The organism is Enteractinococcus coprophilus (assembly GCF_006716305.1).
Lineage (GTDB): Bacteria > Actinomycetota > Actinomycetes > Actinomycetales > Micrococcaceae > Yaniella > Yaniella coprophila.
This window is the reverse complement of sequence record NZ_VFOU01000001.1, coordinates 331,071-355,756: the sequence shown is the minus strand read 5'-3', so window position 1 is coordinate 355,756 and position 24,686 is coordinate 331,071. Positions and strand designations below refer to the sequence as shown.

The following is a 24,686-nucleotide window of genomic DNA, read 5'->3' as shown; positions in this document are numbered from 1 at the left end:
TGGTGGTTTCGGTTACCGAAAGCCTAGCTCTGTGGTAAGAAGATCCCGTCGAATAGTTCTGCGATGGCATCGGTAGCGTCGAGTGGCTGGACGGTCGAGACGTAGCCGTCAGGGCGGACTACGATGACGGCACCTTGCTGCGAGATTTCACGAGCCTCAAAGATGCTGTTCTCTGTGAGGGTACCGAAGACTTGGTTCAGGTCAGTGATCTGGAATGGACCCACAACCGGGCGGAAGATAGATGGGGTTTCCATCAGCTCGATGGCTTCCTTTGGTTGCTGGTAGATGACCTTGACATCAAAGAGACTATTGATGTCATTGTCTTTGCGAGTGTATTTCAGCACCGGAGAGTTCTCGTCGTTGCCCAACCATGCACCGAAAGTATTCGCACCGTTGGCGGCATCGGTCGAAGCTTTCTCGTCGCCGAAGACGTAGATACGCCACCGCCCATCAGCCTCGTGCAAGTGCCCCAGTTCCACCGGGTTCGTATCCGAAACCCGGCTGACTTTAGCCGACTTGAAGCGCTTCCCAATGGTGTAGCCTTTGGCCAGATCTTGGTGGGCGTTGCCGGTGGTCAAGGGCGACGGTTTGTACTCGGTCATGAAACCGGATGGGAATTCAAAGGTCTTAGTGTAGAACTTCGCCACGTAATCAGGCGATGGCAGATCTTCCGGCTTGGCGGCCATGAGGCTCGACCACTCTTTATCGAAGTCGATCAGGTTTTGTGCGATTTCTTGGCGCTCGCCCGAATAAGTGTGCAGCAGAGATGGATCGGAATACCCCGATAAGACTTGCCCGATCTTCCAGCCGAGGTTAAAGCCGTCCTGGATAGAGACGTTCATGCCCTGGCCGGCTTTAGCCGAGTGGGTGTGGCAGGCATCGCCGGTGACGAAGATCCGCGGGTTCTTCTCGTCTTCTTTGCCGGTGTCGACGTCGTCGAATTTGTCGGTGACGCGGTGACCGACTTCGTAGACCGACCACCAGGCGACTTCTTTGACGTCTACGGTGTAGGGATGCAGGATTTTGTTGGCGCGGTCGATGATATCTTCCAGCGGGGTTTGACGAACCTTGCCACCGTCATCTGGATCGACATCGCCTAAGTCAACATAGAAGCGAACCAGGAAGCCACCTTCACGTGGGATCAGTAGGATCGAGCCGCCATCATGGGAGTGGATCGAGCATTTGGTGCGGATATCCGGGAAGGTGGACTCGACCAAGACGTCCATAACGCCCCAGGCATGGTCAGACTTGTCGCCGATTGGGACACGACCGATGGATTTACGAACCTTGGAATGCGCACCGTCCGAACCGACAAGGTATTTGGTGCGAACCCGGCGGATTTCCCCCTCGCGTGGGCCGGCCGTGATCTTGAGAGCTACTTCGATGGGGTATTCCAGATTCTCATCGATTTCTTGGGACACGAACTCGTATCCGTAGTCTGGTTTCAAGCGTGAGGGCGAGCGTTCGGCGAATTCTGCAAAGTAGTCCAATACGCGAGCCTGGTTGACGACCAAATGTTTGAACTCGGAGATGCCGGTCGGGTCATCGAGCTCGCGTGAGGTACGAGAAATGTTTTCGGGATTGTCTTCATCTGGTGTCCAGAAGTTCATTTCGGTCAGCCAGTAGGCTTCGTTGGTGATTTCGTCGGAGAAACCGAAGTAGTTGAAGGTCTCAACCGAGCGAGCCTGAATACCATCAGCCTGTCCAAGCACGAGACGGCCATCGCGACGTTCGATGAGACGAGTGTGGACATCGGGATACGAGGACAGCGTGGCCGCCGTGGTCATACCCGCTGGACCGGATCCGACGATCAATACATCCATCGTGTCGGGCAGTTCATCAGGGCGATCCAAACCGGTACCGGCGGCGGGCTGGACCCGTGGCTGCGTGGAGACATATCCGTGATGGTGAAATTGCATGCGCTTACTCCTGTACGACTCGCAACGTTGCGGAAAATATTGTATGTTCTATATTTGAACACCTTGTTCAGTTATTGAACTACCATGTGTGAGCGTACCCACGGTTTGTGGAATTGCCAAATCTCACCATTGAGGAGAACTCATGTCCGAATCTGCCGGCGGCAGCCTGTCCTTGACGCTGTCACGAGGTATTCAACTGCTCGAATACGTATGCGCAGCTGACGTTCCTCCGACCATCGCGGAGGCCGCCCAAGCATTGGACATCCACCGTTCTGCGGCATATCGTCTCCTGCGCACGTTGGAGGCGCATTATCTGGTGCGGCGCGACGAAGCAGGCAAGATTTTGCCGGCGGCGGGGCTGACGAATCTTGCACGTGGTGTAGAAAACTCACTGCAAACCGTCGGGCTGCCGATCATGACGAAGATTGCCGATGCACTCGAGATGTCGTGTTTCATCGCGGTCGCACAAGGCACGGACTGCTTCACCTTGGTCACGGTTGAAGCCACCACGTCGCACGCAGTCACACAACATCCAGGAACCCGGCATCACCTCGACCGAGGAGCTCCCGGCGTAGCGTTATTAGCCGGCCTCAGCGAGCAACAACGAGCCGATCTCGACGGGTTGGAACTCTCGACGAAGGCAAGAGCTGAGCTGGCCAAGGCACAAGCCGACGGATACGCGTCGTCATTTGACGAAGTGATCCCCGGAGTGGGATCCGTCGCAGTGCCCCTCATGGTTGCCGGGCAGCTTCCGGCGTCATTAGCCGTGGTCTTCCCGCGTCAAGAAGTCGACGAGGCGCGTATCGTCAACCACTTGCGCGAGGGCGCTAAGGTCATTCTTGACCGACTGGGTGCCGCATAAGTCGAGGTCAAATCACCACAACGCCAGGCGCATCGGTAGACTAGCCAGCATGGATTCTTCAGCTGTTTACCCGCGCCCTATGCTCAAACAATTGCCCGCGTACCAATCCGGCCAACCACCGGTCGAAACTCCGGGGTTGACACCGTATAAACTCGCGTCAAACGAGAACCCCTATGCACCTGTGCCACAGGCCCTTGAAGCCATGACGGCGGCAGTCACTGCAGAGGTCGTGCAGCGCTATCCCGAGACGACCTACCTGAAGTTACGTGAACTCATCAGCCAAACCTATGAAGTGCCAGTTGATGACGTCACCGTTGGTGCAGGCTCACTGGGAATCCTCACCGGGTTGGTCCAGACCTTTGCCGGGACGAATGATGACGGATCCCAGGACGAGGTCATCATCCCATGGCGCTCCTTTGAGGCCTACCCGATCGTCATCCGTTCTGCCGGTGCCAAAGATGTCCAAGTGCCACTGAGGCCAGACAGCACCATGGATCTGGAGGCCATGTTGGCCGCGATCACCGATCGCACCCGCATGATCATGTTGTGCACACCGAATAACCCCACGGGCACGATCGCTTCAACCAGCGCCCTGCGGGCATTCATTCAGCAGGTCCCAGAGCATATCCTGGTCGCCATCGATGCCGCCTACTTAGAATTTGTTCGTCACGACGACGTCGATAACTATCTTGAGCTGTACCGCGAATTTCCCAATGTCGCGGTGTTGCGTACCTTCTCGAAGGCCCACGGCCTGGCGAATATGCGCGTCGGATACTCGATCGCAACACCACAGATTTCGTTGCCATTGAAAGTCGTGGTCCCCGCTTTTGCGACGTCTAGCGTGGGGGTTGAGGCCGCGCATGCTTCCTTGATGCACCTTGATGACGTGTTGGCCAACACCGAAAAGGTTGTCACTGAACGTGCCAGGGTGTGGCAGGCCTTTCGCGAGCTGGGCTACAACCCACCTGTCTCCGAGGCGAACTTTGTGTGGCTGCCCCTGGGGGAGCTCGCACAAGCATTCTCCGAGGCTTGCGATGCTCAGGCGCTATCGGTGCGCGCGTTCCATCCTGAAGGCGTACGAGTCTCGGTTGGCGAACTCGAAGCCAATGATCGGGTAATCCAGGTAGCTACTGACTTCGCGCCACGACTCCAACGGTAGCGTTTAGAGCGCGAAGGGCCGCATGTCGATCTGAGCGCCGGCTACGACGCCTGGTTTGCCCTCGACCATCGAAACTACAACTTCTGCGGTGACCGGTCCCAACGAAAGGCCATGCATGTTGTGGCCGGTCGCCACAAGCACGTCCGGGCTGCTTTTCAATGGAGAAATAATAGGCAGTCCGGTCGGCGTCATGGGGCGTGGACCGGTCCACTCATCAAAGCGTGGTTTATCGGCAATGCCTTGAATGAATGCCGATGCCTGGGAAGCCAAATGGTCCATGCGCTGTTGTGAGAACTTCTCGATCTTTGTGGAGAAATCCATCAGGCCCACCACGCGCAATTTGCCGGATATCGGCACCCCGATGGTTTTGCGGTCAATCGAAGCCACCAGGTAGCCCGGCAGGCGGTCGGGTTGGACATGATATGAGTAACCCGTCCCGGAAGTGACATAGGCTTTTCGGGTCTCGGCCAACCCTTCAATAGCCGGGGTCGTCCAGGCGCCGGTTGCCACCACGGCTTTATCAAAACCACGGGTTATTTCGCCCTGCGCGGTGCGCAGGGTCGCTTGGGTATTGTTGATGCCGACCAGTTCGGTGTGCTCAAGAATCTCAGCGCCAAGCTGTTGCAACTTTGCATGCAGCTCATCAACGAAGAGTCCCGGGTCGATGTAGCGCTCGGTGGGGGCTAAAAACCCGGCGCGCACGTGTTGATCTAGCACCGGTTCAAATTCGTGCAGGTCGCTGTCGAGCATAATCTGCCCCGGGATTTCCTGACCTAGCATTTCGGCGCGCGCCACCTGCTCATCTCGAAAATCGCGCAAAGCATCAACCGAGACGTGAGTATTAAGGAACCCGTGGCCACCGCCTGCCAGAGAAATGCCATCGGCATGGTAAGAATCAAATGCCGCAAACGCACCCCGAGTCAATTGATCGAGGTTTTGGGTATTCTTGCGCACGTTGCCCGGCAGGGTGTTATAAATAAAGCCGGCACCAAATGCTGTCAGCAGTGGTGCAGCCAGCGGAGCAATGCCCAAATAGTGACGTCGAGTGGTGATCCCGCGGATGATCTCGGTGAGCTGCTCGGGCTGGGGCATCGGAGTGACCTGGATGGGAGTGATCTCCCCGGCATTGCCGCGGGCCGCGCCGGAACCCACCTCATCTTTGTCAATCATCGTGACACGATGCCCAGCACGCGCTAACGAGTACGCAGTGCACAGACCAATCAAGCCCGCACCGGCAACAAGAACATCCTGAGAAGCAGCCATCGCGCATTCCTTCCAGCTTTATCACTTGGCACTAGTTGTCCAAGTCTACAAACTTCCAGGAGGCGATGTGAATGACGCGTTCTCGGGACAACACGCTCCGAATCGCGAATTGTTACGGATGATTTATATCTCTTTTTTCGGAGTGCACTACAGCGCGAAGAATGCTGGAAAAATTCCACTACTTTGGGAGAGGCTGGACGGGGGAAGTCGGGTGGTTTGGCGCGAGTGCAACGAAGTGCGAAAATCTATAAAAATCCTCGTCAGATGCACGCTTGACCAGCCCCTACCTGTTGCGTATAGGAACCTATACGCATGACCAGGATCGCGGGTGTACAATACATGTGACTAGCCTCACGAGTGCCCGCCACCATTGGGTACGATGAAGCTAAAGTTCCTGATAAATCTCGCTGTCTGTCTTCAGAACCCGAAGTGGCAGCGACCTCTCTGACCAGGAGAAGTGCACATGTCGACCATTTCGTCCCCGACGGGGCATCAACTCCCCGAAGAAGCCATCGGAATTCTTTCTGCTGACGGGTTTATTGACCCGACCGATGCCGCACAAGCTTTCGTTGAAGACGCCACCGCCATCGGCCATGAACGCGTGGCCGAAATGTACCGACTCATGGCGCATACCCGACGCATTGATCAAGAAGGTGTGAATCTTCAACGCCAAGGCCAACTGGTTTTGTGGACTCCATCGATTGGCCAAGAAGCCGCCCAAGCCGGCGCTGTCACCGCGCTAGAAGACCGGGACTGGATTTTCCCGACCTATCGCGAACACGTGATGGCTCGTGGCCGTGGCATTCCAAATGAAAATATCTTTGATTTCTTCCGCGGCGCTGTCCATGGTGGATGGGATCCAAATGCATATAATATGCAGCCTTACACCGTCGTCCTTGGTGCCCAAGTGCTGCACGCAACAGGCTACGCCTGGGGTATGGCACAACAGCAGCGCGGTTGGACCGACGCTCGTCGTCGCGACGAAGGGCGAGTAGCTATAGCCTGCTTCGGGGACGGCGCCTCAACCCAAGGTGGCGTCCACGAGGCCATGGTGTTCGCCGCGTCTTTTGACGCACCGGTCGTATTCTTTGTGCAAAACAACTACTGGGCAATCTCTACGCCGTTTGAAGTCCAGTCCAAGGTGCCACTCTTCAAACGCGCTCAGGGCTACGGATTTGACGGGTTTGCTGTTGATGGCAATGACCCGATCGCTACGGCTGCGGTCATGGATCGAGCAGTCGAGCATGCCCGTCGTGGAAAGGGACCAGTGCTGGTCGAAGCGCATACCTATCGCATGGGTGCCCACACCACCGCTGACGATCCGACCAAGTATCGCACCAAAGAAGAAGAACAGGCTCATGCCCAAGGCGATCCGATGGTTCGTACCGAAGCCTATCTGCGCCGTCGTTTTGATTACACCGATGCGTTCTTCAACGAGGTGCAAGTCGAAGCAGACGAAATTGCCGCCACCCTGCGCGACAAGATCGTTGATGCACCCGATACCGTCTCCCTGCGCGACCAGTTCGATCTTGTCTATGCGGAAGGCCACTCGCTGGTCGAGGCACAAGCCGCCGAATTCGATCGCTGGATGGAGGGCGAAGACGCGTGACCGCCGTGTTTGATGATGTGTCCTCCGGGACAAAAAAACTCACGATCGGTCAGGCCGTCAACCGCGCCCTGGCCGATGAGTTAGCCGCCGATGAATCCGTGATGCTCCAAGGCGAGGATATTGGCGCTTTAGGTGGCGTCTATCGTGTGACCGAGGGACTGGCCGCCCGCTTCGGCTCCCACCGCGTTGTGGACTCACCTCTCGGAGAAGCCGGCATCGTTGGTACCTCGATTGGCCTGGCGCAAGCTGGCATGCGGCCCGTTGCTGAGATCCAATTCGACGGGTTCGTGTACCCGGCCTTTGACCAGATCGTCTCGCAGCTGGCCAAGCTACACTCCCGGTTCCGTGGCACCCAACAATTCCCGGTCACCATCCGCCTGCCCTACGGTGGCGGCATCGGCTCGGTCGAACACCACTCTGAATCTCCCGAAGTGTACTTCGCCCACACCGCTGGCTTGAAGGTCGTGACGTACTCCAACGCGCACGACGCCTACTGGGTCACCCGGGCTGCGATTCAATCGGCCGACCCGATCATCCTGTTAGAACCTAAAAAGCACTACTTTGTGCGCAGCGACGTCGACTTTGACAATCCGATCACTGATCCGTTTGCCACGGTAGAAGTCCGCCCGGGCAAAGACGCCACCCTACTGGCCTGGGGCCCGCAGGTTGCCACCGCCCTTGCTGCGGCCGAAGCCGGCGTCGAAGATGGCTATGACCTGCAGGTGCTGGACATCCGTGGCATGTCACCGTTGGATATCAACACGATAGCCAATGCGGTGAAAACCACCGGGCGTGCCGTCGTCGTCCACGAGGCCTCCACTTTTGCCGGATTCGGCGCCGAAATCTCCGCCGGACTCATGGAACACGCCTTCTTAAGTCTGGAAGCGCCGGTGCAACGGGTGGGCGGGTACCACATGCCGTACCCGCCGTCGCGCCTGGAACAGGATTACCTGCCCTCGGTGGACCGGATCCTGGACGCCGTCGACACCACCTTCACCTACTAACGCCGCGCAAGGAGCACGCATGAAGATCTTTACCCTGCCCGACGTGGGCGAAGGCCTCACCGAAGCAGACCTCGTGAATTGGATGGTCAAGGTTGGCGATACGGTGACCGTCAACCAGGTCGTTGCGGAAATCGAAACCGCCAAATCGCTCGTCGAGATCCCCAGCCCGTGGGCCGGCGTGGTCAAAGAACTCTTCGCTGAAGTCGGCGACACCGTCAACGTAGGTGACCAGTTCTTCGCGATCCAAATCACACAGAACGCTGCTGAGGACGCTGACGGCGACGACGCACCAGACCAGGCTCCGCTGGTGGGCTCTGGCCCCAAAGAAGACACTCCCGGACGCCGCCGCCGACGCGGTCGCGCCCAAGTCGAAGCACTCGTCGGGATCGAAACCCCGGTCGAGCAAAAACCCGTTGAAGACGCGCCTGTTGAGCTCGAGCCGGCGCCTGCACCCGTGCAGAAGTCTGACCTGTTTACCAAGGTGTTGGCCAAACCACCGGTCCGTAAACTCGCAAAAGACCATGGACTTGACCTAAACGCCATCACCGCGACGGGTCAGCACGGGGAAGTCACGCGAGCCGATGTACAAGCCGTGCTTGACGGCAACGGGGACAAACCTGCTCCAGTACAGAAAGCCACGGCGGGTTCGGAGACGATCAAGGTAGCCGGCGTGCGCAAGGCAACCGCCAAAGCGGTTACCGAATCCTATACAACGGCCCCGCACATTACCGTCTTCCGTGAGGTCGATGCGACCCGGACCATGGAATACATCCAGACGCTCAAAAAGCACCCGCGCTATACCGATGTGCGCATCTCACCGTTATTGGTGTTGTCGATGGCCGTGGCCCAAGCAGCACTGAACACGCCCGAAGCAAATGCGACGTGGCACGGGGATACCTATACATTGCACCGCCACGTCAACCTGGGTCTTGCTGCGGCCACCCCTCGCGGGCTGTTGGTCCCGAATATCAAAAATGCGCACCAATTGAGCCAGCTGGAGATGGCCGACGCTATTCAAGAACTCACCCAACGAGCACGCGATGGCAAAACTCAGCCAGCCGAACTAACTGGCGGCACCATCACCATCACCAACATTGGTGTGCTTGGTCTGGATACCGGCACGCCGATCTTGAATCCAGGTGAGACCGGGATCGTGGCGTTCGGTGCCATCAAGCAGAAACCGTGGGTCGTGGACGGTAAAATTGAGGTCCGCTCGGTCACCACGCTGGCAGCCGCATTTGATCACCGAATCGTTGACGGGGTCGAGGCGGGTGCCTTTTTAGCTGATGTGGCCGCTATCCTGGAGGAACCAGCGTTATTGATCAGCTAATCCGTGGAATGAGTGATTGACCGTGGCCAACCCGCACATTGCAGCGATCCGATTAACCGAATCCGGCTCCTTTGACCCACATGCACGAGACACACTCATCGTGGGGCCAAGCATGGGCACTGCAGTTCGTCCGCTCTTCGCCGAGATGGCCAGGCACCTCACTCATCGTTTCCAGATCATCGGCATTGATTTGCCAGGCCAGGGTGAATCACCTGCCCACCACGGCACCGTCACGATCGAAGAGCTTGCCAACACGGTTGCAGAACTCGTTGCGAACCTCAGATACACTGGCACGATCAGACCGGGTTCAAAAGTCTATTTCGCGGGCTTGTCGATCTCCGGCCAGGTCGCGCTGCAACTTGCTCTGGAACATGCTGAACTCTTTGATGGCATTGCGGTACTGGCTTCTGCCCCGAAGATCGACGAACCGGAAAACTGGGAGGAACGCTACCACCTGGTGATGGAATCGGGAACCGAAGCCATGGTCGAAATGTCTGCCAGTTTGTGGGTAGCCAACGGTTTCGTTGAGACGAAGAAGCTTGAGCTCCAAAAGGAATCCATGATCAACACAGACGATCGATCCTATGCAGAAATGTGCAAGGCGTTGGCGTTATACGACGCCACTGACCGCCTGGCCGAAATCGAGCTCCCGCTGTTTATCGTCGCCGGCGATCAGGACCAAATGTGCACCGTGGACGACGCGCAGATCATGTCGCAGAGTGTGCAAAACGGCTCGATGGTCGTCATGGAAAACGCAGCACATCTGTTACCGATCGAACACCCCACACAACTGGCTGATCTTCTGGATCAAAATCTCAACTAGCGCCAGGCTTTCTCCTGGTGCTTAAACAGTTGTGCCCAGATTCATAACGAATCGGGGCACAACTATAGAAAACCTGGATTAGGACACCTGATCGGCATCTTCGACACCATTTTTTACTAGCCGAAGCTAGGACGAGATAAGCTCAACGAGATCGCCGACCTTCTCGTCGGAGATATTCCGAGCGATGTCTGCCTGGGCGATCATGCCGACTAGTTCGTGACCATCGATGACTGGAAGACGACGAACCTTGTGCTCTTTCATTGTGGAAATGGCTTCGTCGATGGAGTCGTCCGCACCGATGGTTACGGGTTTTCCATCGCCAATTTCACCGGCGGTCATCGTGTTTGGGTCTCTACCGGCTGCGATACATTCGATGACAATATCGCGGTCGGTGAGCATCCCCTTGAGTCGGTTATCTTCACCGCAGATTGGCATTGAGCCAACTCCGAGATCCCGCAGCTTCTCGGCTGCTTGCTTGAGGGTGTCTTTCTCGCCGATACATTCGGCATCTGCTGTCATAATTTCGCGTGCAGTGACCATCGTTCTACTCCTTCAATCGGGGAACTCTGACAGTTTCCACGCTGGCAGCCACCATGTCTTACGTCAAGGGATATTCATGAATTTTCAGTACGTATGGAGCTGCCACTCAGACTGGTGAAGAAGTCCAAAAGAGGTCAGCGAATATATCTTGTGTTTGCATCCTTCTCTCCTTATGGTCGAAGAACATCACTGCAACAATCAAGTGCCGGACACCCGTGCGGAAGGACGGTTGAACCCGTGAAAACTCCTGTCCCCATAGTAGGTCTATTAGGACGAGCACTAGTCATGTGTGGTCTAGCGCTCGCGCTCGTTGGATGCAGTGGGCATTATCCAGCGGACCCAGACGGCACTCTTGACCGTGTTAGCGGTGGGTCACTACGCGTTGGTGTATCCCACCAGCCCCCTTGGACAGACACCGCCGGTGACAATAGTGCAGAAGACCCCGGAGGCATCGAGGCACAATTGATTGAAGACTACGCGCAAACCATTAACGCCGAGGTGGAATGGCATGCCGGGGGCGAAGAGCAGCTGATCAAGCTGCTATCAGAACGGGAGCTTGATGTTGTGATCGGTGGACTCACGGATAAATCCCCGTGGTCTTCTGATGTCGGTTTGACCACCGGCTACGCAGAATCCATTGCCGTGGACGGCAAGATCGCAAAACATGTTATGGCTGTGCAGATGGGTGAAAATGCGTTCATGACGAGTCTGGAACGCTACCTACTGGATCTGGATATCGAACAACAAGTGCCTGAGGAGATGCGGCCATGAAAAAAGCTAACGATCCACAAGGCGATGCATCCAAGGTAACCAGTACTCCGCAGGAGACCGGGCACGTTGGCCAGCATGATTTACCGCCAGAACAACAAGCCGCTTTCGCCAAAGCGGTGCGTTTGGAACGGATCAGCATCTTCGTCCGTATCATCACAGTGGCGATCATTTTTTCGCTGTCCGGTAGCTCGCAGGCAATGCGAGCCTCCTGGATTGGCGACTCGTTAGGATTTCTGCCGCCCATAGCCTTCCTCATTGCTATCCGGTTCATTGGCCGACCACCAACACCGCGACACCCCTATGGTGTTCACCGAGCCTTGGGCGTCGGCCACCTGGTGGCTGCCGCAGCATTACTGTCCCTTGGCGGAATGCTGCTGTTTGAATCTGCCATGGGACTGTGGGGTGGACAACGGCCGCCCATTGGGCTCATCAATATTTTCGGGACGACGATCTGGGCAGGCTGGCTTATGGCAGTCGCGTCCGTCATTGTCGTGATCCCAAGTGTCATTCTCAGCCGAATCAAACTCAAGCTAGCGCCAGTACTGCATAACAAGGTCCTCTACGCCGATGCCGATATGAACAAGGCGGATTGGTTAACGGGCTTGGCCACTGCTGTTGGCATTATCGGGGTCGGGGCAGGACTGTGGTGGTTTGACGCTGCGGTCGCGATTTTCATTGCGCTCGATATCTTGGGCGACGGCCTACGAAACCTCCGCGGGTGTCTGGCCGATCTCATTGATGCCCGGGCTACGACAACCGACTCGAAGGCACCCAGCCCAGCAATAGAACAGGTCCGACAAGCTCTGCTAGAGCTTGACTGGGTTCAGGATGCTGATGTACGAATGCGTGACCAGGGTCAGGTCTTCCATACAGAGGCCTTCGTCGTGCCCCACGAAGGGCAGATGCCCCCACTTGAAGAGCTGGAAGTCGTTCGAGAGGCCATCAGCGAGCTGGACTGGAAACTCGATGACTTGGTGCTCATTCCGGTTGCGGAACTTCCCGAGGAATTCTTACCGCAGATTGATGACCGGGAACTCTAACCGCTAGTCCAATGTGCTGGAGATCGACGAGACGATGGCATCCATGGCGTCGACAAACGCATTGGCCTCGTCGACGGTAAAAAAGAAGCCAATGGGCCGGTAGTTCTGTGGATCCCGGGTATCGACAAGCGCGACCGATGTCTCATCGGAGGCCGGCAGCAGCCACACCATGGCGCGAGGATTGTCGGTATCCGGGGCCGGTTTACCGTTGACGGTTTTCAGATCAAAACCAACCCAGCGGATGCCCTGTTTGAATTTGCCCTTACGGAATATCACAAATGGGCCACCCATTCGTCCTGTGGCGGGGGAGTCCAATGTTTTGTTGATCAGTTCCACGGCAGTCTCGGCGTCAGGTCGGTCACGAAACGCTGCCGAGCCCACGGTGCCATCGGGCGCGATAGCCACGAGATTGAAGCGCTCCCCGGTGCTGTCCGATCCGATCACCAAGCCGACGTTCGGGTCATTGTGGACGCCCCATTGGTCGAGCGGGAAGGCAATGAGTCGATTGGATTCATGTGCATCAGAAGTCGACATGCACCTAGCTTAAGCCACACCTGCTGAATGCAGGCTGTGAGTCGACGTTTGGTGCAACGATTCAGACAAGGCGACCTTTAGCTACTATTCTTGAGACCATGTCTAAGGTTTTGTCTTCTCTCCCCGTCGGCGAACGCGTTGGTATCGCCTTCTCAGGTGGTCTCGATACGTCTGTAGCCGTTGCGTGGATGCGCGAACACGGTTCTATCCCATGCACTTACACCGCTGATATCGGCCAATACGATGAGCCAGATATCGAAGGGGTAGTCGACCGTGCAAAAGACTACGGTGCAGAAATTGCACGCTTCGTCGACGCCAAGAAGCCCCTGGTTGAAGAAGGCTTCGTGGCCCTGCAGACCGGGGCGTTCAACGTCCGCTCGGCAGGCAAAACCTATTTCAACACCACTCCGCTGGGCCGCGCCGTCACCGGCACACTGCTGGTGCGCGCGATGAAAGAAGACAACGTCAACATTTGGGGCGACGGCTCCACCTACAAGGGTAACGACATTGAACGGTTCTACCGTTACGGCCTGATGGCCAACCCCAACCTGATGATTTACAAGCCATGGCTGGATTCCAAGTTCGTGGAAGAACTCGGTGGCCGGGAAGAAATGTCCGAATGGCTCGTGGAACGCGGCTACCCGTACCGTGACTCGACCGAGAAAGCCTACTCAACCGACGCCAACATTTGGGGCGCCACCCACGAAGCAAAATCCTTAGAATTCCTCAACGTTGGCCTCGACATCGTCGAGCCGATCATGGGCGTTGCTGCCTGGCGCGATGACGTCGAAGTCAAAACCGAAGAAGTTTCGATCCGCTTCCACGAGGGCCGTCCGGTTGCCATCAACGGTACCGAATACACCGACCCAGTCGCTCTGGTGTTAGAAGCCAACACGATCGGCGGCCGCCACGGCATGGGTGTATCCGACCAGATCGAAAACCGCATCATCGAGGCCAAATCCCGCGGTATCTACGAAGCACCAGGCATGGCCTTGTTGCACATCGCATACGAGCGCCTGCTCAACGCGATCCACAACGAAGACACCATCGAAAACTACTACGTCAACGGCTACCGCCTGGGCCGTTTAATGTACGAGGGCCGCTGGTTTGATCCACAGTCGCTGATGCTGCGTGAATCCATCCAGCGCTGGGTTGGCTCGGCCATCACCGGTGAAGTTACCCTGCGCTTGCGTCGCGGTGACGACTACACGATCCTGGACACCACCGGACCAAACCTTTCTTACACCCCAGAAAAACTGTCGATGGAACGCGTTGAGAACGCCGCGTTCGGTCCAGACGATCGCATCGGTCAGCTGACCATGCGCAACCTGGATATCGCCGACTCGCGTGCACGTTTGGAGCAATACGCTTCGCGCGGCACGCTGGGTGGCCCAACCGCCGATCTGATGGGCGAGCTTGAAGTCGGTGGCGCAGAACAGATTGCCGCTTCCGATGTCGACGTCGACGCCGAGCAGGACGCCGCCGGTCTGCACGCCGCGTTTGATGCTGGGACTGACTAGCAGCCAACGCCTTTCTTTAGGATCCTTTGAAAGGATTATTAACATATAAAGTTAGCGATGCAATTCTAAAATTGCATCGCTAACTTTTGCATTGGTGCATTACAGGGCGGTTAGCCCATCAGAATCAAAAAATTTCCCACCTTTATACAAAATAGGATCATTATCCAGCGCCTCGGCATGCTGCACCCGCCCGATGAAGATCGTATGTGTCAACGCCTGAAAACGCTCCTTGACCTCTACTTCGATAGAAGCGGCAGAGCCTTCAAGTAACGGTGTACCATGCGGTCCAGGACGCCAGTCAACGTTGGCAAACTTATCTTTAGACTTCGAAGCAAAAACGTCCAGCGTTGCGCGCTGCTGTGTTGAAAGAATATTAATCCCAATGTGATCAGACCGGAACAATGACGGGTAGGTAGACGAAGATTTCATGACGCACACCAGAATCAAGGGTGGATCCAGCGATACAGAACAATATGCGTTAGCAGCCAAGCCGCGAGGCTTACCGTCTTCATCATGTGCGGTGATAACGGTTACCCCGGTGACAAATTGCTTATTGAACTCTTTGAGCAACTCACGGGCTTCAGTTCCTGCTTCACGATCTGGCGCGATCTCTTCAAACGCGGAAGCTAGCGACGGCAGTCCGAGATCTGCCAGTAAAGCGGTCATATTCCAGGTCGCCTGTTCGTACACAATCTTGCCGTCTTTAATCGTCGACAACGTTGCACCGGAGGTTGTTACCTGCCGTCCGGTTGGTGGGACATTGCCCAATGGCTGAGTAAAAGTTCCATCCGTCGTCCAAAACAACCCAATTTCATCACCATGCGTGAGGACGCGCTCAATGGTGGTGGTTGAGTCCGGAAGGGCTTGTCGCATCTCATGAATCTGCTGAATGAAACCGTCAGCATCGACAGATTTTTCTGACCCTTTGCTTTCGCGTACAAAATCAGGTGCCAAGAGGTCCCGAAGCGGATCGTAGTTGCCGTCGTTCCAAGCAGCAGTCCATGCCTGTGCTATTTGTGTCTCAATAGTCTCTTGCATGCAAGAGACTCTAGTCACGCCGTGTGATGTGCGTCAAGTGCCGTGCGTTTACTGGGAATTGTTCGCGATGTTGACAGTCTTAGGTGATGTCCCTTACAGTCTGTTGTATGCAAGAGAACTTACGAGGCGACAGCCGAGAGCGCTGTCGAGACACAAGTCGATCTCTCCTGAGTCAGATTAGGGATCTCGTCTTGGATGGCAGTTACAGCTCCGATGAGATCATCCCCGAGCAGGCACTGGCTGAAGCATATGGGGTCAGCCGTACGCCTATTCGGGAAGCCTTGAAGCAACTGGAGAATGAAGGCCTCGTCGAAATCCGGGCGCGTGTTGGTACGTTCGTTCGGTATCCAACCCGCCGGGAGGTCATCGAGCTATTTCAGGTTAAGGAATCGTTGGAAGGTCTGGCTGCAAATCTTTTAGCGCAGCGCGCCCCCACTGAAGAAATTGAAAAACTCCAAAAGAATGTCCAGGAATCCTTCAAAGTCGTAGACGAAGACGACGGGGCCGCTTATGCCCGCCTGGTTCATGAATTCCACTGGACGCTGGTGCTTGGTTCAAAAAACCAGAAGCTTATTGAAAATTACGACCGGCTGATGAATCAACTGACGTATCACCGTCTGGTATTGGAAACGGTTTCGGTGCCAGGCAGGATCAAGCAATCGATCCACGAACATCAGGCTGTCGTGGAAGCCATCATTGCTCAGGATCCGATGGGCGCTGAATTAGCGATGCGCAACCACGTGCATGCCTCAAGTCGGTTCGTTTTGTATCAGCCCCATACCCAAACAGTAGGAGAGTAATCGTGGCCAAAATCGCTAAGACTCTTGACGAGATATCGGTTCGAACCATTCGAACAGTCGTCGAGGAAGTCCACTCTGAGGGAGGTTCTGCCGCGTCTTCGCCGCGAAAAATTGCAGCTTCCTACGCGGTGTTAAAAAATCCCTGGCTCCATGAGGGGACGGCTGCAAGTCTCACCGACTTTGCTGCTTACGCTGCACCAATTTTGGCACAAGAAATCACCTCTCGTCTCTTAGAGCATCTCGGTGATGCCAACGACGTCGAAGCGTTTGGCAAGGCAGCAGTTGTCGGACTGAATGGAGAAATCGAACACGGGGGAGCCTTTATCCATACCCCGTTCTTCGGCAATATCTTTCGAGAAATTCTGGGCGGCACCTCGATCATTTGCTTCTCGGAAAGTCGAGCCGAACCCAGCGACAGTCTCAGAGTCCCCTTGTGGCATAAAACGGAGGCTGCGACCCGAGACTACTACCAAAGTTTGGAGATCCAGCTCCCGGACGCGCCACATGCTGATGAGATCGTTGTCATGGGTCTAGCCTCAGACGGTCCCCGACCACACCCACGCATCGGCGATCGCGCTACCGATCCGACCGTAACACTCGATATTTTTCAAGGAGAATAAGTATGAAGCTTCGCAAGATCACCACCATTGTTGATGAGGTCCTGATGGAAGGCGGCAAGGGTGTTGACCCAGTGGCACGCACGGCCGTCGTTGCGGCAATCATCGAAAACCCATGGAAAGATCAGGGGTTTGTTGACGATCTAGGCCCCGGTATCGATGACATCGCTCCACAACTCGGCGAGCTTCTAGCGCCTCGCGTCATGGAAGCACTCGGTACACCGCTTGAAGCATACGGCAAAGCCGCCATCGTCGGTTTGAACGGTGAAATTGAGCATGGCTCAGGTCTGATTCACACGTTGAAGTTTGGTAATTACTTCCGGGACGCTGCCGATGCATCAACACTGTTGCCGGCTGTGGAAAAGCGTGGTCCTGCAGGAATCGTGTTCGATATACCACTGAAACACTTCACCGATGCAACGATTCGTTCGCACCATCAGTCCTTTGAAGTACGGATTCCCGATGCCCCGCACGCCGACGAAATTCTGGTCGCGCTGGCCGGAGCGAGCCAAGGCCGTCCGCAACAGCGATTAGCCGATCTGTCAACCGAACAGTAAGTTCTAAGGACCGAGTGTGACACAAGAAACACCAACGCTAGTCTTTCTCCATGGCGTGGGACTTGATCGGACCATGTGGGAAAATATTAGCGACCAGCTACCCGAAAGTGCCGTCTACCTGGATCTGCCAGGACATGGTCACCAACCTGTGTTGCGGGAACCTACATCGTTGCAAACACTTGCCGACGACATCGCAGCGAGATTGCCCTCCGGTCCGATCCAGTTGGTGGGATTTTCCCTTGGTGGTTTGATAGCACAACGCTTGGCGATCGACCTACCAGAAAAAATTGTGTCAGTTGTGGCAGCGAACAGTGTCTGCAAACGTACAACGCAAGAGCGCGCGGCGGTGCTGGGACGGCTAGCAACCGCCCGCGCTGATTTCCTCGAATCTACACAGCGATCCATCGAGCGTTGGTATCCAGCGGGAGTGAACGTGCCAACCGAACTGATCCAACAAACACAAGCCGTCTTGGCTAATAACGACAGAAGATCGTTTCTATATGCCTACGAAGTGTTTGCGACAGCAGACGCAGACTTGGCCGACGACCTGGTAAAACTCCACCAGCCGTTACTTGCCATGACCGGTGAACTAGATCCTGGATCCACTCCTGAAATGAGTCAACGCCTGGCGGACTTAGTCCCAGACGGAAAAATACATATTTTTTCTGGCGCCCGGCATATGGTCCCGCATGAACAACCCCATGAATTTATTGCACAACTAGAGCAGCACTTTGCTTTAGAGGAGGCTGACGACCGATGAGCCAAAAATATGGCCACTTCATCAACGGTGCCTGGATTGAACCGGACTCCGGTGAATACTTTGCCAGCACAAACCCTGCCAACTTGGAACACCTATATGACGCTGCCCGAGGAAACGAACGGGATGTAGCTAAAGCTGTCGAAGCAGCTGAAAAAGCCTACCACTCCAATAGTTGGGCCAACCTCAGTCAAACACAACGTGGGAAATTACTCCGCAGACTCGGTGATCTGGTTGGCGAAAATGCTGAAGAACTTGCCAGATTTGAAAGCCTTGACAATGGCAAACTCTTGCGTGAAATGCGCGGTCAGATGGCCAATCTGCCTGACTACCTCTATTACTACGCAGGGTTGGCGGATAAGATTCAAGGTTCGCAAATTCCGACTAATGACTTGGCAATCCTGAACTACACACAAAGAGAACCACTGGGTGTCGTGGCCGCGATTACGCCGTGGAACTCGCCGTTGACATTGACCACTTCAAAGTTGGCACCTGCGCTGGCAGCCGGCAATACGTTAGTCATTAAACCTAGTGAATACACATCGAGAACGATCTTGCGGTTTGCTGAATTAGCTACTGAAGCGGGATTCCCCGACGGTGTCGTTAATGTCGTTACCGGATTCGGCAACGAAGCCGGTAGTGCCCTGACCGATCATAAGGCGATTGCAAAGATTTCCTTTACTGGCTCCACCACCACAGGAGCTATGATTGCGCAAAAAGCTAGCGCTCGGTTTATCGGCACCACCCTAGAACTCGGGGGCAAAAGTCCGAATATCATTTTTGGCGATGCCAATATTAAAAATGCTTCAATGGGTGTCATCGCTGGGATTTTCGCTGCCGCAGGCCAGACGTGCATCGCCGGAAGTAGAGTATTTGCCCACCGTTCCATTTACGATGAATTACTAGAACGAGTAGCAGAACGCGCACAATCCATAAAAATTGGTGACCCGCTGGATGAAGCTACTGAGCTGGGCCCGCTAGCTTTTGATCAGCAACTCGAAAAAGTTCGGCACTACGTCAACCTTGGTATTTCCGAAGGTGCGACAGTCTACTCCGGTGGGGATAATGCTAATGTCGATCTTCCTGGATATTTCTACGCACCAACGGTTTTGACGGACGTCAACAATGACATGAACGTTGTTCGTGAAGAAATCTTTGGTCCGGTTGCGGCAATCATGCCTTTCGATTCCGAAGATGAAGTTGTCGGTTTAGCCAACGACACTGAATACGGCCTCGCGGCCGGAGTATGGACACAAAACCTGTCACTGGCTCACCGGATGAGCAGACGTCTAGAAGCCGGCACGATTTGGGTCAACACTTACCGGGCTATGTCACCCATGTCGCCCCGCCAAGGGTTCAAAAATTCAGGTGTCGGCATCGAGCACGGACTGGAGTCTATCAATGAATACACCAAATTAAAATCAGTCTGGATTAATACCAGTGAAGAAGAAGTTGGCGACCCATTCATTATGCGGGGTTAACACATGCCACTCATTGATATTTCCATCGCCAAGGGTCGGACGCCTGAACAACTTCGGGCTTTGATCGACCAAGTGCACCAAGCAGCTGAAAACACTGTGAAGGCTGCGCCAGAAAACATCACCGTCATCGTTCGTGAAGTCGATACACACCTGTGGTCGCGCACTAATACCACCATTGACGAAAGAAACAACTCTCAGTAATACACCGCATTGAATCTGGTAAGGAAGTACACTATGCGCTTTTCGTTATTTGCACACATGGAGCGTTGGGACGAGTCTGTTAGCTATGAACAGGCGTTCCAGAACTTGACTGACCTAACCCTGCTCGCTGAAGAGGGCGGCTTTTCGACTGTTTGGATCGGGGAGCACCACTCGATGGAATTTACCGCATCGCCTAATCCACTGGTGCAACTAGCCTACCTGGCCGGCAAGACATCAAAAATCCGGTTAGGTGCTGGCACTGTGATCGCTCCTTTTTGGAATCCAATCCGTGCCGCGGGCGAGTGCGCGCTGCTCGATGTCATCTCAAACGGGCGCATGGAAGTCGGTTTAGCTCGTGGTGCTTACCAATTTGAATTTGATCGCATGGCACCCGGTCTGGCCTCTTCAGACGGCGGAAGTTATTTGCGTGAACTCGTGCCAGCGATTCAACGATTGTGGGAGGGTGACTATGCTCATGACGGTGAGCATTGGGAATTTCCCACCGCAACTTCGGTCCCTAAACCGATTCAACAACCTAATCCACCGATGTGGATTGCCGCGCGCGACCCCAATACACATGATTTCGCAATCGCTAATGGTTGTAATATCATGGTCACTCCGTTGATGAATGATGATGACGAAGTTGTTGATCTGAAACGTAAGTTCGACGGTGCCGTGGCAAATAACCCACAGGCAACCCATGACCCTGAACTGATGGTTCTTCGTCATACTTATCTGCATCCAGAATCTGAACCTGAAGGCTGGCGCAAGGGGGCAGAGGCAATCAGCAAATATTTCCGAACCTTCGTTGCCTGGGGCTCCAATGACACAACCCCGACCAATGGATTCCTGGATCCGAAGCCAGTCGAAGATTTTGCGGAAGGCTCGGCAATGCTTCCAGAGTCCTTGCGTAAAGCAGCCATGATCGGCACACCGGAAGAAGTGATCGCTCGGTTGAAAACCTATGAGGAAATGGGCATTGACGAATTCGGCTACTGGATCGACAACTCGATGACTCACGAGGAAAAGCGCGCGTCCTTGGAACTCTTTATCGAGCACGTTGTACCCGCATTCGACAAAAGCAAAGTTGTATAACATTCGACGTGAGGGGTAGCATGACATAGTCATTTTTTGCTGCCCCTCATGGGTAGAACGGGACGAACGTTCCAACTACATATTTCTAGGGAAGCGATTCGCTGAAGGTAACACCAAGTATAAAGCGTGCTTCCCAATAGATTCCAGCGGACCTTGTGAGTCTCCGCTACCATCTCTGCACGGCTGGGTCCCCTCGAACATCTGAATGTGTGTTGCAGGGCGGAAACACTACACCTCTGGGCAACACTTTTGATTTGGTTAGCTGTGCTGTAACGATGTTAGCTGTAGCAATTGACCAATGCGCACTGAAAATCCATTTCACCATTTCTTTGAGCAAACCACGGCTTGAAGTTCGGTGAAGAACCCGCAGCTTTATCCGCAACGTTGCTGCTTTGAGCCTGCTTACTGCAAGGAGCTAGTCATGAAAACCGAAGATTCTGCGTCTGTCGATAATTCGGGGGCGAAAACAACTCCTATTGAGACACGACTGCCCGGTCGAACGGCGCTCCCGGTAGGGGTCTATCCCGAAGATATTCACCCTGGCCTACTCTCAGGCGTGGGCATTGACGACAAAGATCGTAAATTTGGTATCGACAAGACAATATTTGCGGTCACAGGTACCCTCATCGTTGGCTTTGTACTATGGGGCATCCTGAGCCCAGAGTCGGTAGCATCCGTCGCTGGAGTGTCCTTCGCTTGGGCAATGAATAACATGGGCTGGTTACTCAACCTGGCTATGGGGGTGGGTATTTTCGTCATGCTCTACGTCGCATTCAGTAAATACGGCAAAATTAAGCTCGGCAAGGACCACGAGAAACCCGAGTTCTCTCGTTTTTCGTGGGTTGCCATGATGTTCGGTGCAGGGTTGGGTGTTGGACTATTTTTCTATGGTCCCTCGGAACCCCTGGCAAACTTTATCTCGCCTCCTCCGCATACGATTGCAGCTCAGCAAGAGGCCATCAACGCGTTACAAGAAGGCGCCGCAGCAGAGTCACAAATCAATCGAGAAGCAATCCACCAGGGCGTATCACAGGCTAGCTATCACTGGGGTCTGCACATTTGGAGCATGTATGCGCTTGTCGGTGGAGCGTTAGGGTATGCCACCTTCCGTCGTGGTCGTCCGACTCTTATTTCATCAATTTTTCAAACACTACTGGGCAAAAAACATACGCAGGGGTTTGTTGGGAAAATTATCGATATTTTTGCGATTGTTGCGACACTTTTCGGTACTGCAACCACCCTGGGATTATCTGCAATCCAAATCGGACAGGGCGTGACTATTGTCAGTGGTATCGGTCCGATTGGCAACAACGTTCTGATTGTCATCATCAGTATCTTGGGTGCCGGATTTATCATTAGTGCGGTGTCAGGTGTTACAAGAGGTATCCGCTATTTATCAAATACCAATATCACCCTGACTCTTGGGCTTGTGCTCTTCGCCTTCTTTACCGGGCCTACGCTGTATTTGTTAAACCTCATTCCCTCCGGAATCCTGCACTACCTTGATAACTATCTAGCGATGATGAGTAAATCGTTGTCATGGGGACCAGAAACCGTAGAGTTTCAAGCCTGGTGGACCGCGTTTTACTGGGCCTGGTGGATCGCTTGGACACCATTTGTTGGAATGTTCATTGCTCGCATATCACGTGGACGGACGCTGCGAGAATTTGCCCTTGTGACCATGGGTGTACCGACGTTGATTCTGATCTTAGCGTTTACCGTGTTCGGAGGATCGTCTATCATCCATTCGATTAACGGTGTTGAAGGTTTTGATGGCGATGCATCACCTGAGGCAGTGCTCTTCAATCTCTTTGATACGCTTCCCTTTAATAACATCATGCCGTTTATTCTTATTGGCGTTCTAGCGATCTTCTTCATAACAGCGGCCGATTCAGCATCCGTTGTGATGGGCATGATGACATCACGAGGCAACCCAGCGCCGAAGAAGGGCTTGGTCGTCTTTTGGGGCCTGTGTATGTTGGGCATTGCCATAGTGATGCTGCTGTCAGGTGGCGAAGATGCGCTCTCTGGCTTGCAGAGTTTGATCTATCTTATTGCGCTACCTTTTAGTTTGGTCCTTATTTTGATGGTGGTAGCCTTCCTCAAAGATCTAACGACTGACCCTGCACGACTTCGTTATGAATACGCGCAAAAAGCGATGTCAGATGCAGTTATCCGGGGCATCGAAACACACGGTGATGAGTTTGAAATCGCGGTGAAGCACTCGCCTGATGGACGTGGTGCAGGTAGTGATGTTGACGCTTCGGATCCGAAGTATACGGAGTGGTATAAGGAAGAAGCTCAAACCGGGACGATGAAACTCGTGACGGGCCACGAAATCGAGCCTCATGGACAAGACAACACGGAATCTCAAGGTTGATCAGTCGACTTGTCCAGCACATAACGGTCAACGTATAACCAGCAGCCGGTGAGCACCAGGACGGTGTCTACCGGTTGCTGGTTTTAATGCTCTGCCTGGCGTCGGTCTGCTGCTCGGATGTCTGATGATCAGATAGCAGGGATATGGGTAACCGGGGCTGCTGCAACTTGATGGGTTGAATAATTGCAGTACTGTGAATAATTGCAGTACTGGAGGCCGGTGACGGTGCGACTGAGATCCAGGGCCTGTCACTGTCAGCACGATCGCCAAGAATTGCACATCGTCGTCGCCCACAGCGGTCGAATACCGCTGTTGTCAGCTGCAAAGGTGGCTATCGTAGCGTTTAACGAGTTCGTGGCCTGCAGCCGCATCTAACGCGGCTTGGCCTGCTGTGCACTGTGCTATATCGATGCTGATACTGGCGTCATAGAACAAGGCATAACGGGGTGGTGGCAGATGCAGGACAGGAACAGGCCCGACACTATCGTTGATGCCAGCGCAAGATGGCAAATACCATGATTCCGGCAAGTTCGAGTGTGAAAAATCGTTGTTACCAACCGCTACTCTGTCGCTAGACTGATAGTCTCGGACCGTCAGAGACCTTCCTGTGAGAACATGTTACGAACATGACGACCATTCATGATTGCGCCCCAGCAGTTAAGCTCGTTAGGCAGAGTGGACCCAAAACACAAAAGCCCACCGGCGACCAGGCCGGTGGGCTTTGCGGATTCTTGAACTCGTCAGCCGTAGTCTAACGAGCTAAGAATACGCATGATCATGAAGTATCATCATGATAGACTATGCAGCTGGAGTGTGATTTAGGGCACTCTGAGTTGTAGTTACGGATACCATCGGCTCTAATAAGCGCAATAACTCCAAAGTGTCTTCGTGTGCTTCTTCGGTTGCACCGGCACAAGCGTCGGCTACTACTGTCACGTGCTTGCCAGCATCGATGGCCGGAAGGACAGTACTCAGAACACAACAGTCGGTTGCAACACCAACGATCGTTAATGAAGCATAAGGTTGAGCAAGATCAGCTAGTTGTCCTGGCCATTTACCAAACGTCGATGCTTGGATACAAATATCGTCGGATGCGGGCTCCATGGTGAGTTGCCACAGGGCGTCCGTTGGCTCGATCCTGTATTGGTCCCAACGATCGTAGTAGGGAGCCCATGCGCCGTCTTCTGCTGGATCGCGAATAAACTGTGTCCAGACAGCTGGACCTGGATGGTTTTTTCTAAGTTGTCGTATGTTCTCGGCCGCGGCGTCATAGCCGACGCACTCCCATTGGGCTTCAGGCAGCTGGAAGGCTCTTTGCATATCGATAATGACGAGGAGAGAATCTTCGAAATTTTTTGACATGGTCATAAGGGTATTTCTGTGTAG

Annotated in this window: 23 protein-coding genes; 17 read left to right on the top strand and 6 right to left on the bottom strand. The window is 54.4% G+C overall.

Annotation, left to right across the window (positions count from 1 at the left end; all coding sequences use genetic code 11):
- Positions 1-23: 23 nt before the first annotated feature.
- Complete coding sequence (locus FB556_RS01635; RefSeq protein WP_141864149.1) at positions 24-1,919, bottom strand: FAD-dependent monooxygenase; 1,896 nt, start codon at positions 1,917-1,919, stop codon at positions 24-26.
- Positions 1,920-2,061: 142 nt separating this feature from the next.
- Here FB556_RS01635 and FB556_RS01630 point away from each other — a divergent pair, with 142 nt between their 5' ends.
- A complete protein-coding gene (locus FB556_RS01630) occupies positions 2,062-2,781 on the top strand; it encodes an IclR family transcriptional regulator (protein WP_141864147.1) in 720 nt (239 codons plus the stop codon).
- A 49-nt stretch (positions 2,782-2,830) separates the two neighbouring features.
- Positions 2,831-3,940: a histidinol-phosphate transaminase gene (locus tag FB556_RS01625; protein WP_211343944.1), complete on the top strand. Its 1,110-nt coding sequence runs from the start codon at positions 2,831-2,833 to the stop codon at positions 3,938-3,940.
- A gap of 3 nt (positions 3,941-3,943) precedes the next feature.
- On the opposite strand, the gene FB556_RS01620 is transcribed toward FB556_RS01625, so the two are convergent.
- Entirely contained in the window at positions 3,944-5,203 is a 1,260-nt protein-coding gene (locus FB556_RS01620) for an NAD(P)/FAD-dependent oxidoreductase (protein ID WP_141864145.1), read from the bottom strand.
- A gap of 463 nt (positions 5,204-5,666) precedes the next feature.
- On the opposite strand from FB556_RS01620, the gene FB556_RS01615 reads away from it, so the two are divergent.
- Genes FB556_RS01615 through FB556_RS01600 form a run of 4 tightly spaced genes read left to right on the top strand, consistent with a single transcriptional unit; the run spans position 5,667 to position 9,969 of the window.
- Positions 5,667-6,812 carry a thiamine pyrophosphate-dependent enzyme gene (locus FB556_RS01615; protein WP_141864142.1) on the top strand — a complete coding sequence of 382 codons (1,146 nt, stop codon included), beginning with the start codon at positions 5,667-5,669 and terminating at the stop codon, positions 6,810-6,812.
- Entirely contained in the window at positions 6,809-7,816 is a 1,008-nt protein-coding gene (locus FB556_RS01610) for an alpha-ketoacid dehydrogenase subunit beta (RefSeq protein ID WP_246057154.1), read from the top strand. The genes FB556_RS01615 and FB556_RS01610 overlap by 4 nt, the downstream gene beginning before the upstream one ends.
- A gap of 19 nt (positions 7,817-7,835) precedes the next feature.
- Positions 7,836-9,146, top strand: a complete 1,311-nt coding sequence (locus tag FB556_RS01605) for a dihydrolipoamide acetyltransferase family protein (protein WP_141864140.1) — start codon at positions 7,836-7,838, stop codon at positions 9,144-9,146.
- A gap of 22 nt (positions 9,147-9,168) precedes the next feature.
- On the top strand, positions 9,169-9,969 hold the full coding sequence (locus tag FB556_RS01600; protein ID WP_141864137.1) for an alpha/beta fold hydrolase: 801 nt from the start codon (positions 9,169-9,171) through the stop codon (positions 9,967-9,969).
- A gap of 126 nt (positions 9,970-10,095) precedes the next feature.
- Here FB556_RS01600 and FB556_RS01595 read toward each other — a convergent pair whose 3' ends face one another.
- The gene (locus FB556_RS01595) at positions 10,096-10,509 is read right to left on the bottom strand and encodes a CBS domain-containing protein (RefSeq protein ID WP_141864135.1); all 414 of its coding nucleotides are present in this window, start codon (positions 10,507-10,509) and stop codon (positions 10,096-10,098) included.
- A gap of 237 nt (positions 10,510-10,746) precedes the next feature.
- Here FB556_RS01595 and FB556_RS01590 point away from each other — a divergent pair, with 237 nt between their 5' ends.
- Complete coding sequence (locus FB556_RS01590; RefSeq protein ID WP_246057153.1) at positions 10,747-11,280, top strand: transporter substrate-binding domain-containing protein; 534 nt, start codon at positions 10,747-10,749, stop codon at positions 11,278-11,280.
- Complete coding sequence (locus tag FB556_RS01585; protein ID WP_141864133.1) at positions 11,277-12,320, top strand: cation diffusion facilitator family transporter; 1,044 nt, start codon at positions 11,277-11,279, stop codon at positions 12,318-12,320. The genes FB556_RS01590 and FB556_RS01585 overlap by 4 nt, the downstream gene beginning before the upstream one ends.
- A gap of 3 nt (positions 12,321-12,323) precedes the next feature.
- On the opposite strand, the gene FB556_RS01580 is transcribed toward FB556_RS01585, so the two are convergent.
- Positions 12,324-12,854, bottom strand: a complete 531-nt coding sequence (locus FB556_RS01580; protein WP_141864131.1) for a hypothetical protein — start codon at positions 12,852-12,854, stop codon at positions 12,324-12,326.
- Positions 12,855-12,952: 98 nt separating this feature from the next.
- Here FB556_RS01580 and argG point away from each other — a divergent pair, with 98 nt between their 5' ends.
- Positions 12,953-14,374 (top strand): argininosuccinate synthase, encoded by a 1,422-nt coding sequence (gene argG, locus FB556_RS01575; protein WP_141864129.1) that lies wholly within the window; start codon positions 12,953-12,955, stop codon positions 14,372-14,374.
- A 99-nt stretch (positions 14,375-14,473) separates the two neighbouring features.
- On the opposite strand, the gene FB556_RS01570 is transcribed toward argG, so the two are convergent.
- Positions 14,474-15,412 carry a flavin reductase gene (locus tag FB556_RS01570; RefSeq protein ID WP_141864127.1) on the bottom strand — a complete coding sequence of 313 codons (939 nt, stop codon included), beginning with the start codon at positions 15,410-15,412 and terminating at the stop codon, positions 14,474-14,476.
- 86 nt (positions 15,413-15,498) lie between these two features.
- Between FB556_RS01570 and FB556_RS01565 the strand changes: the two genes are divergently transcribed.
- The 8 genes from FB556_RS01565 (at position 15,499) to FB556_RS01530 (ending at position 23,300) form a co-directional block, all read left to right on the top strand.
- Positions 15,499-16,212 (top strand): GntR family transcriptional regulator, encoded by a 714-nt coding sequence (locus FB556_RS01565; RefSeq protein WP_379984625.1) that lies wholly within the window; start codon positions 15,499-15,501, stop codon positions 16,210-16,212.
- Between the two features lie 2 nt (positions 16,213-16,214).
- On the top strand, positions 16,215-16,832 hold the full coding sequence (locus FB556_RS01560) for an amino acid synthesis family protein (RefSeq protein WP_246057151.1): 618 nt from the start codon (positions 16,215-16,217) through the stop codon (positions 16,830-16,832).
- 2 nt (positions 16,833-16,834) lie between these two features.
- Positions 16,835-17,386, top strand: a complete 552-nt coding sequence (locus tag FB556_RS01555) for an amino acid synthesis family protein (RefSeq protein ID WP_141864123.1) — start codon at positions 16,835-16,837, stop codon at positions 17,384-17,386.
- 16 nt (positions 17,387-17,402) lie between these two features.
- A complete protein-coding gene (locus tag FB556_RS01550) occupies positions 17,403-18,146 on the top strand; it encodes an alpha/beta fold hydrolase (protein WP_211343943.1) in 744 nt (247 codons plus the stop codon).
- Positions 18,143-19,624 carry an aldehyde dehydrogenase gene (locus FB556_RS01545; RefSeq protein WP_141864121.1) on the top strand — a complete coding sequence of 494 codons (1,482 nt, stop codon included), beginning with the start codon at positions 18,143-18,145 and terminating at the stop codon, positions 19,622-19,624. The genes FB556_RS01550 and FB556_RS01545 overlap by 4 nt, the downstream gene beginning before the upstream one ends.
- Before the next feature lie 3 nt (positions 19,625-19,627).
- Positions 19,628-19,825 (top strand): tautomerase family protein, encoded by a 198-nt coding sequence (locus FB556_RS01540; protein ID WP_141864119.1) that lies wholly within the window; start codon positions 19,628-19,630, stop codon positions 19,823-19,825.
- A 33-nt stretch (positions 19,826-19,858) separates the two neighbouring features.
- Entirely contained in the window at positions 19,859-20,920 is a 1,062-nt protein-coding gene (locus tag FB556_RS01535) for an LLM class flavin-dependent oxidoreductase (protein WP_141865252.1), read from the top strand.
- Between the two features lie 355 nt (positions 20,921-21,275).
- Positions 21,276-23,300, top strand: a complete 2,025-nt coding sequence (locus FB556_RS01530; protein WP_246057149.1) for a BCCT family transporter — start codon at positions 21,276-21,278, stop codon at positions 23,298-23,300.
- A 798-nt stretch (positions 23,301-24,098) separates the two neighbouring features.
- On the opposite strand, the gene FB556_RS01525 is transcribed toward FB556_RS01530, so the two are convergent.
- Positions 24,099-24,662 (bottom strand): cysteine hydrolase family protein, encoded by a 564-nt coding sequence (locus FB556_RS01525; RefSeq protein ID WP_170200319.1) that lies wholly within the window; start codon positions 24,660-24,662, stop codon positions 24,099-24,101.
- Positions 24,663-24,686: the final 24 nt, after the last annotated feature.

Excerpts from the sequence above, each read along its gene's own strand:
- FB556_RS01605 (WP_141864140.1), top strand. The coding sequence starts at position 7,836 with ATGAAGATCTTTACCCTGCCCGACGTGGGCGAAGGCCTCACCGAAGCA.
- FB556_RS01595 (WP_141864135.1), bottom strand. The coding sequence starts at position 10,509 with ATGGTCACTGCACGCGAAATTATGACAGCAGATGCCGAATGTATCGGC.
- FB556_RS01555 (WP_141864123.1), top strand. The coding sequence starts at position 16,835 with ATGAAGCTTCGCAAGATCACCACCATTGTTGATGAGGTCCTGATGGAA.
- FB556_RS01635 (WP_141864149.1), bottom strand. The coding sequence starts at position 1,919 with ATGCAATTTCACCATCACGGATATGTCTCCACGCAGCCACGGGTCCAG.
- FB556_RS01585 (WP_141864133.1), top strand. The coding sequence starts at position 11,277 with ATGAAAAAAGCTAACGATCCACAAGGCGATGCATCCAAGGTAACCAGT.
- FB556_RS01625 (WP_211343944.1), top strand. The coding sequence starts at position 2,831 with ATGGATTCTTCAGCTGTTTACCCGCGCCCTATGCTCAAACAATTGCCC.
- FB556_RS01620 (WP_141864145.1), bottom strand. The coding sequence starts at position 5,203 with ATGGCTGCTTCTCAGGATGTTCTTGTTGCCGGTGCGGGCTTGATTGGT.
- FB556_RS01545 (WP_141864121.1), top strand. The coding sequence starts at position 18,143 with ATGAGCCAAAAATATGGCCACTTCATCAACGGTGCCTGGATTGAACCG.
- FB556_RS01525 (WP_170200319.1), bottom strand. The coding sequence starts at position 24,662 with ATGTCAAAAAATTTCGAAGATTCTCTCCTCGTCATTATCGATATGCAA.
- FB556_RS01535 (WP_141865252.1), top strand. The coding sequence starts at position 19,859 with ATGCGCTTTTCGTTATTTGCACACATGGAGCGTTGGGACGAGTCTGTT.
- FB556_RS01580 (WP_141864131.1), bottom strand. The coding sequence starts at position 12,854 with ATGTCGACTTCTGATGCACATGAATCCAATCGACTCATTGCCTTCCCG.
- FB556_RS01630 (WP_141864147.1), top strand. The coding sequence starts at position 2,062 with ATGTCCGAATCTGCCGGCGGCAGCCTGTCCTTGACGCTGTCACGAGGT.
- FB556_RS01570 (WP_141864127.1), bottom strand. The coding sequence starts at position 15,412 with ATGCAAGAGACTATTGAGACACAAATAGCACAGGCATGGACTGCTGCT.
- argG (WP_141864129.1), top strand. The coding sequence starts at position 12,953 with ATGTCTAAGGTTTTGTCTTCTCTCCCCGTCGGCGAACGCGTTGGTATC.
- FB556_RS01540 (WP_141864119.1), top strand. The coding sequence starts at position 19,628 with ATGCCACTCATTGATATTTCCATCGCCAAGGGTCGGACGCCTGAACAA.
- FB556_RS01615 (WP_141864142.1), top strand. The coding sequence starts at position 5,667 with ATGTCGACCATTTCGTCCCCGACGGGGCATCAACTCCCCGAAGAAGCC.
- FB556_RS01565 (WP_379984625.1), top strand. The coding sequence starts at position 15,499 with ATGTCCCTTACAGTCTGTTGTATGCAAGAGAACTTACGAGGCGACAGC.